Genomic DNA, 7795 nt, shown 5'->3' with positions numbered 1-7795 from the left:
GTATAAAATCTGGTAAGAACAATTTAAGTAAAGAGGCTGCAGGGGAAGTCATATAAAGTGAAATAGTAAAATGCAAAGCTATTTGTTTTTACCGTCCTCCACAACTTTTGGTATTGATCCACATTCTGAGAAAATCGGGAAATTTTATATTGGGCATACCGAAGATATTAACAAAAGACTTCTTCGGCATAATAAAGGCCAGGTAACTTCAACCAGAGGTAAAGGTCCGTGGACTATTGTTTACCAAGAATATTTTCCTAGTCGAGCAGAAGCTGTACAGAGAGAACTTGAAATCAAGTCGAAAAGACCAGTAAATATATCGAAAGGCTAGTTGTCGATGGTGGAACTGATGGACACGTCCCGACCTAAAGTCGCGATGCTTCAAAGGCATAAGGGTTCGATGCCCGCTCCGGGTACGAATGGGAACCTTACACATTTTTGAAGAAGGTTGCTCTTTTTGAAGCAACCCTTTCTTTTTTAATTTCAATACGTTATAGTTAATAACGAAGTGTATGCTGAATTGCTTCTGGAGATGAGCGAACTACAACCACAGCATCGGCCAGGCCCGGAGCGCTTGCCTTTAACTTTATCGTTCCAGTGCTTTTGGTACTTTTGATGACCACCAGCGCCCGCCCTTTCCATGCCCTACGTGAGTTGGAAACATAGGGATCTTCATCTTTCAGGTTCGCATTGTCTACTCCAATAACCTTCCCTGGACCCTCAATCTCAAAATTTACCCTGTTTTCAGAATTTGGCTGCAACACACCGTTTTTATCGGTCAGCTCAACAGTTACAAATACCAAGTCTTGTCCATTTGCACTGATTTCACTGCGATCTGCCGTGAGCTTTATCCTCGCCGTGTTTGCCGAGGTTCTGAGTGTGGCTTTTTTCACTTCTTTACTATCCTGAACACCAACAGCAAGCAATTCTCCAGCAGCGTAGGGAACGGTAAAAACAGCCTTAAACTCTTGAACTATGCTGGTTTCCTGCTCTCCTATCAGTTTTTTATTAAGGTATAAACGAACCACAGGATATTTGGAATAAACCTCAACCTGAAGCTGTTTACCCTCATATCCCGGCCATGTCCAGCTTTCCCAGGTTGGCCATACCGACCACAATGTTTCTTTGATTTCCAATGGTTCCGGGGCTGGTTCACGGACGGCCATATAGAGTTTTTCATTATCGTTATACAACATGCTCCGGTAATGGGAAATGGGTTTCCGCCATCCGGTCAGGTCAATATCGCCGCAGTAAGCGCCATGCCATGGAAAAAAAGTATTCTCCCAATGCTCACCGGGTACCTCACCCGAATAATAATAACGGCCTATGCCCGATTCGCCAAGGTAGTCGAGTGCAGTCCAAACAAAGTCTCCGATGATATAGCTATTGTTATTTACAAGTTTCCAATTGGCAAAAGCATCTCTGGGATAGGATTCTGTTTGAACAATGATCCTGGAAGGTACTCTTTGATGATCTGCTATAGCCCTGTGCAACTGATAATTATAACCAGCAACATCATGCTGTACCATTAATGGATCAAATATTTCCCAATCCTTATCCCAGGTAGTCATTGCTGAGGTTACAGGACGGGTAGAATCAATTTCATGAACAGCATCTACCAACATTTTTGCGGTATGTACCGCCTGTGGTTCCTTCCGTTCTATGATCTCATTCCCTATGCTCCACATGATAATCGAGGGATGATTCCTATCCCTAAGCACCATTGCATTTATGTCTTTTTTCCACCAATCATCAAAAAACATGGCATAGTCATATTTATTCTTGGCGGTTTTCCAACCATCAAATGCTTCATCGATAACCAGCATCCCTAAGCGGTCGCATGCATCCAAAAAAGCTTCAGAAGGGGGATTATGAGCAGTTCTTATGGCATTAAACCCTGCTGCTTTCAACAGTTCAACCCGCCGTTGCTCGGCCCGGTCAAAGGCAGCGGCGCCTAAACAACCGTTATCATGGTGTACACAGCCGCCATTGAGTTTAAGTGTCTGTCCATTCAGCTGAAAACCATTCTCTGTCGTAAATCTTAATGAACGGATCCCAAAATCTGTCCGGTTGCCATCAATCACCTTTTTATTGGAGATAATATTAATTTGAGCCCGGTATAGGTTAGGTTTTTTGGGCGACCATAAAAGTGGTTTTTCTACCTGTATATCCTGTATTACCTCCTTTTCACTATGCGCTTCTAACCTGACCTGGGTTTGTATTGAACCTGACTTTTTCAGCCCTGGATCAAGAAGATTGGTCTGAACCGTAACCGTTTTGGGTAGTGCGGTTTCGTTCTTAACCCTTGTTTTAATCTTTACAATGGCTTTTTTTTCGGCAACTTCAGGCGTAGAAATTCCTACCCCCCAATTGGGAATATGAACCTGCCCTGTTACCACCAGGCACACATGACGGTAGATGCCGGAGCCGCTATACCAACGGCTGTTTTTCTGTTTTGAATTATCTACCCTAACCGCAATTACATTTTGTTTCCCAAAATTAAGATATGGACTAAGATCGTAGGTAAATGCAGAATATCCATAAGGATAGGTGCCTAATGATTTTCCATTGATAAAAACTTCTGAATTCATGTAAACTCCCTCAAAGTTTATGGAAATAAGCTTCCCCTTCCAATCAGACGGCACCATAAATTTCTTTCTATACCAGCCTGCTCCCGATGGAAAAAAACCTCCGTCTCCACCAGTTGGATTTTTCGGACTAATCTTCCCTTCAATGCTCCAATCATGTGGCAGATCGAGCGTTCTCCAATGCTGATCATCAAATTCAAAACTGCTTCCGCCCTTAACATCTCCCAGATTAAATTTCCAATCATGATCAAAGAGCTGTTTACGCTGTACCTCCTCTTGCGCATTTAAAGCCAAAGGGCCAACTGCTATGAATAATATTAAAAGGATCAAAGATTTGAAAAAAGACATGGCCTATATATTTGGTGTTATCAAATATAAAAAACAAACGTTAAAATAACGATTATTATTTAACCACAGTATGACGATATCAGTGATGTAGGAAAAGAAAATGTGACATTTCGATCTAAGTCATCATCAGCACATCTTTTCCTTTGCAACAGCAAAACTTATTTGCGATATACAGATTTGATATGTCTTATTGTTTTTTGGCGAGTTGATTCTGAACTTCCTTCAGCACAGCACCGTCATAATATCCCGACCATTTGGATACAATTTTTCCTTTGGGATCAATAAGTACAAATGTTGGATAGCCCGTAATACCATACTTGATGGTCGTTTCCCCATAAAATCCTTTCCCATCCCAAAGACTTAGCCATTGCGGCTGGTCTCTATTTACACCCTTTAACCAGGTTTCTTTACCGGTGTCACCTGAAAATGAAACTATGGCCAGTTCCTGACGGTATGCCTGTGAGATTTTCTTTAATTCGGGAACCGATTCTACACAAGGGCCACAGTAGGTGGATGAAAAATCCAGCAATACATATTTGCCTTTTATTTCCGATAAAGCATGGCGCTTTCCATCCCTATCAAAACCGTTGAAATCAGCATAAACATCCCCTACTTCAAGAGCATCGCCCACGGTCAAAAAAGTTTTGATGCGCTTTGCATAAGAAGTGTTTTTGAACGTTGAATTCAGTGCGTTATAAAATTTACTGATGGTGTCTTTTGAAAAATCTCTTTTAAGGTAGAACAAGGCGTCGAGTGCTTCATAACTGTTCAGGTTCTGTTTCACAAAATCCATCCTAGTGAGCATATCCAAACTGTCCAGCCTAGCGATAACCTTCCATATTGCCTTACCTTTTGATTTCGCACTATCCCCAGTCAAGGCCTGGTATTCTTCTACCAATCTGCTCCGCTTCTTATAACCTTCTTTAGTCAGGTCGATCATTTTGTTGTGCATGTCCTGAGTTTTTGAACCCGTTATTTGCAGATCAAAAGGAAAATCCTTGATATCTCCTTTTACATTGATCCTTTCATTTCCCATCAACAATGTGAAGTAATAAAACTTTTGTCCGGCATTTGTGGTAACCCATAAAGATTGGGGTTCTGCCCTGAGTTTTCCTTTAAAACTTAAAAAATTGTTTTTGATTATTGCGCTATCAATATTAGTATCAAGGGTGACATCGTTTAAATAAAATTTTGTACCATCTTCAAAACCAGTAATTTGAGCATTGATCACATATTGTTGCCCAAAGGATTTAGTATTAATGAATATCCCGAGAAGCAAGAGCAGAAAAGCGTTTTTCATATATCCCCAAAGTAAGATTTTTCTTGGCAAAATACAATTTGCAAACAGATGAATTTCTTCAACAACCTGTCTGTTGCTAGATTACCCGACACCCTTAAGCGATGTGCATTTTTTGATTTGTTCACCGGTTAGAAAAAAAGGAACTAAATGAACTGGTTTGGCCAACAACACCCTTTCAATCTTTCCAATGAACGAACGATAAGAAGGAAAACAACAAAAAAATGCCGCTTGAGAGCGGCATTTTTTCAATATAGATCCAAAACAGGTAAAAATTTCCCGAAGGTTTGTTCTGGGAAAAAACTTACTGATAACCTGGGTTCTGTTTAAATTCGTCCTTATTGGTTACCGCATCTACCTGTGTTCTTGGGATGGGGCGTACCAGATGAAAATTCTGTATTCCCCCGGCGGCATTTGGATTGTCAGCCTTAACCCTATCAATGAGTTTACCTGTTCGTTTGAGGTCGAACCAGCGTAGCTGTTCACCGGCAAATTCTCTTGCCCTTTCATCAAGGATCAGGTCTAAGGTTACCTGGCTACCCGTAAGCTGCATTTCGGCAACTTTACCTGCCTTAGCTGCCCTGGTACGCACAACATTTAAATAGGTTGCAGCCTGATCGGGGTTTCCCAGATTGAATTCTGCTTCGGCGGCAATAAGATAAAGCTCAGCAAAGCGGATTACATAACTGTCCCGTGCACTTTGTGCCTCATTTGCACTCGTTCTGGTGGGATCATCAAACTTATTTAACGATACATAATGTAACTGATCTTTCACCGTTCCGTTTGCATTATACACCGCATTCCGGTCGTATATCTTATAAAGTTTGCCTGCTGGTGCATACACCTTTTTTGTTGCAAATATAGCGGTATCTCCTATAGCCATGCCAGCAGGCCTCGAAGTACCGTTTGCAAACCATGCTGTTTTAAATGAACCTTCATACCGCGCATCGTTATCAGAATAAAGATCCAGGAGGAACCTTGTAGGCATATACCTGTTAAACGGCCGGCCGTTGGCAATATCCCTGATCATACCTGGCTGGTCGTCGTATTTCATGGCGAAAAGCATATGACCATTATTGCTCCCCCTACTGTGCCCAAGCGGATTTAATATCGGATCGGAAAGGTCGTTCAGGGAAAGATTTACAGCATAGTTTACCGCATATACCACTTCCTTGTTTTTAAGGTTCGACATTTTCCATAAATCTGCATAATTAGGCAGCAAGGTAAAACCATACCCACCATTAATTACAGCAAGTGCCATGGCCTTTGCTTCAGTGTATTTTTTCTGGGTAAGGTACATCCTTGCCAAAAATGCCTGGGCCGCAGGTTTTGTAACCCTTCCATAATCGGTGGTTGTAACTGGAAGCCGTTCGACAGCAAAAAGCAGGTCATCAATAATCTGTTTGTTAAATGTTTCAACAGGCGTCTTATTTGCTGTGGTAATTACGCCCTGGGTTTCTGCAAGCGAAAAATGTACTCCACCCCAGGTCTCCACAATATGCCAATAATAAAATGCCCTTAAAAACCTGAGTTCCGCCTCCCTTATTGGACGTGCAGTAGCGGACAGACCAGCGCCGGAAATTCTGTTGACCCCTGTATTACAAAGATTCACAGCAGCATAAAGCTGTTGCCATTCTGTGGTAATAGCGCCATTTGTTCCCTGAAGGTTAATGTACTGGGTAAGGTCGGTTGCCACATCACCGGCACCGCTCATCCAAAGATCTGTTCCCATTTCTGAAAGGCCAAACCCTTCTTCCTTTCCATACCACCAGCGCTGGTAGGAATAGGCCGCGTTTACCAATGTTTCGAATCCTTCCGGGGTGGTAAAAACGCTTTCGGCAGTAATTCCCGAAGGGTTATATTCTTTTAACGATTTCTGGCAGGATGCAGTAAATGTGAGTACACTTAACAACAGCAATCCTTTAAATATATATTGTTTCATCATGTTTTCCTTTAATTTTCTAAAAAGTTGCATTCAGTCCGAAGGTATATAGTTTGGTCATCGGTGCATTTTCCGATCCTCCCCTTTCAGGGTCATACTCCTTTAAAAATGCCGAGCGGGTGTAGGTGAATGGGTTTCTTGCCGTAGCATATAAACGCAGGCTTTTAACAAAACTCTTCTGGATAACTTCTTTTGGAACGGTATAACCCAGGGTGATGTTGCGCAGCCTTACATAAGACCCATCTACATAACCAAGGGATGAGGAATAAAGCGTTGAGGCCAGGGAAATATTTTTATTGGGACGCGGATAATCATTGCTCGGGTTTTCTGGGGTCCAGTAGTTGATAACAGTTGTACTATTGGCAACGCCCTGCGGATCATACCTTCTTAAAAAATCTGGATAAATGGTCTGTCCAATTCTGGCAAAAATATATACATTAAGGTCCCATGATTTATAACTAAAGGTATTTTCAAGCCCTCCGCTCCATTTTGGCCTGTTGGTGCCAATAATCTTTCTATCATTGGTTGCATCTATTTTCCCATCGTTATTGAGATCGGCCACACGTATATCGCCCGGCTTCTGCCCATATTTTGCAGCTTCTGTTTCTTCTCCAGTTTGCCAGATCCCGATTTTCTGATAATCGTAAAAGGCCTGTACAGGTGAGCCTACAAACCAGGAGTTGAGCACATCCGATTGTGCCCCGCCAGCAAGCTCAGTTATTTTTTCTACATTTCTGCTAAAGGTGAGGTTGGTAGACCATTTGAAATCCCTGCCCTCCAGGTTTTTCGAAGAAATAAAAATCTCAATCCCCTTGTTTCTTGTTTTGGCAATATTCTGGGTTACTGTGGTTACACCATCGGTTGGAGGCAAACTTCTGTTAAGAAGCAGGTCGTAAGTTTTAGAATCATAATAGTCGAAAGTTGCCGTAATCCTGTTTTTGAACAATCCAATCTCCAGCCCGAAATCACTTGTTTTGGTCTTTTCCCAGGTTAGATCAACATTTCCGATCCTTGGAGAATAGGTATAGGCCGGAACAGATGTTTCATCGTAGCCGAAAGCTATCCTCGAAAGGCTGCTCTGGGTAGAATATGCGCCAATATTATCACTTCCCGCAATACCATAACTGTATTTAACTTTCAGATCGCTGATTACCTTACTATCCTTCAGAAACTTCTCATCACTGATTCTCCACGCAACAGCAGCCGAAGGGAAGAATGCCCATTGATTGGCCTCTGCAAGTTTAGAAGAGCCATCAGTTCGTCCGGTGGCAGTTAATAGATATTTCCCTTTATAGGCATAATTAATCCTTCCGGCATAGGAAATCAGGTTGCTCATGTTATAGGCAGTAGTAACAGCCTGGTTCTGGGTATTGCCCAATGCATAAAAAAGCTGCGATTTGAGCAATTGGTTCTCTCCCGATGCAGCGATATTGTCAGACCGGTTAAAAAGCATACTATTGATCCCTGTAAGGGTAAACGAGTGATCTTTTATTTCTTTGTTATAGGTTACAAAATTTTCAATATTGATTAAATGGCTGTTCGAAGCCGAATATGCGGCCTTTGGAACTGAACCATTCCTGTCAATCGAATACAACTGAACCATTCCTGTCAATCGAATAC

At 42.0% G+C, this 7795-nt stretch carries 5 protein-coding genes; 1 reads left to right on the top strand and 4 read right to left on the bottom strand.

Translation table 11 applies throughout. The features are described 5' to 3' along the window. Nucleotides 1-70 precede the first annotated feature (70 nt). Entirely contained in the window at nucleotides 71-331 is a 261-nt protein-coding gene (locus AC1DPQ_RS11505) for a GIY-YIG nuclease family protein (protein WP_477586027.1), read from the top strand. A gap of 166 nt (nucleotides 332-497) precedes the next feature. Here AC1DPQ_RS11505 and AC1DPQ_RS11500 read toward each other — a convergent pair whose 3' ends face one another. The 4 genes from AC1DPQ_RS11500 to AC1DPQ_RS11485 form a co-directional block, all read right to left on the bottom strand. Next, nucleotides 498-2936 (bottom strand): glycoside hydrolase family 2 TIM barrel-domain containing protein, encoded by a 2439-nt coding sequence (locus AC1DPQ_RS11500; RefSeq protein ID WP_477609363.1) that lies wholly within the window; start codon nucleotides 2934-2936, stop codon nucleotides 498-500. Between the two features lie 187 nt (nucleotides 2937-3123). Next, entirely contained in the window at nucleotides 3124-4236 is a 1113-nt protein-coding gene (locus AC1DPQ_RS11495) for a thioredoxin-like domain-containing protein (protein WP_477583030.1), read from the bottom strand. Nucleotides 4237-4537: 301 nt separating this feature from the next. Next, on the bottom strand, nucleotides 4538-6175 hold the full coding sequence (locus AC1DPQ_RS11490; protein ID WP_477583028.1) for a RagB/SusD family nutrient uptake outer membrane protein: 1638 nt from the start codon (nucleotides 6173-6175) through the stop codon (nucleotides 4538-4540). A gap of 19 nt (nucleotides 6176-6194) precedes the next feature. Beyond that, nucleotides 6195-7795, bottom strand: a 1601-nt coding sequence (locus AC1DPQ_RS11485; protein ID WP_477609361.1) for a SusC/RagA family TonB-linked outer membrane protein, incomplete at its 5' end; no start/stop codon positions are given.

It is taken from the genome of Pedobacter sp. 01T416_2 (assembly GCF_056398925.1).
This window is presented reverse-complemented; position numbering and strand designations above follow the sequence as displayed.

Bases quoted from the DNA above. Each gene is read 5' to 3' on its own strand.
- AC1DPQ_RS11500 (WP_477609363.1), bottom strand. From the start codon at position 2,936: ATGTCTTTTTTCAAATCTTTGATCCTTTTAATATTATTCATAGCAGTT.
- AC1DPQ_RS11490 (WP_477583028.1), bottom strand. From the start codon at position 6,175: ATGAAACAATATATATTTAAAGGATTGCTGTTGTTAAGTGTACTCACA.
- AC1DPQ_RS11495 (WP_477583030.1), bottom strand. From the start codon at position 4,236: ATGAAAAACGCTTTTCTGCTCTTGCTTCTCGGGATATTCATTAATACT.
- AC1DPQ_RS11505 (WP_477586027.1), top strand. From the start codon at position 71: ATGCAAAGCTATTTGTTTTTACCGTCCTCCACAACTTTTGGTATTGAT.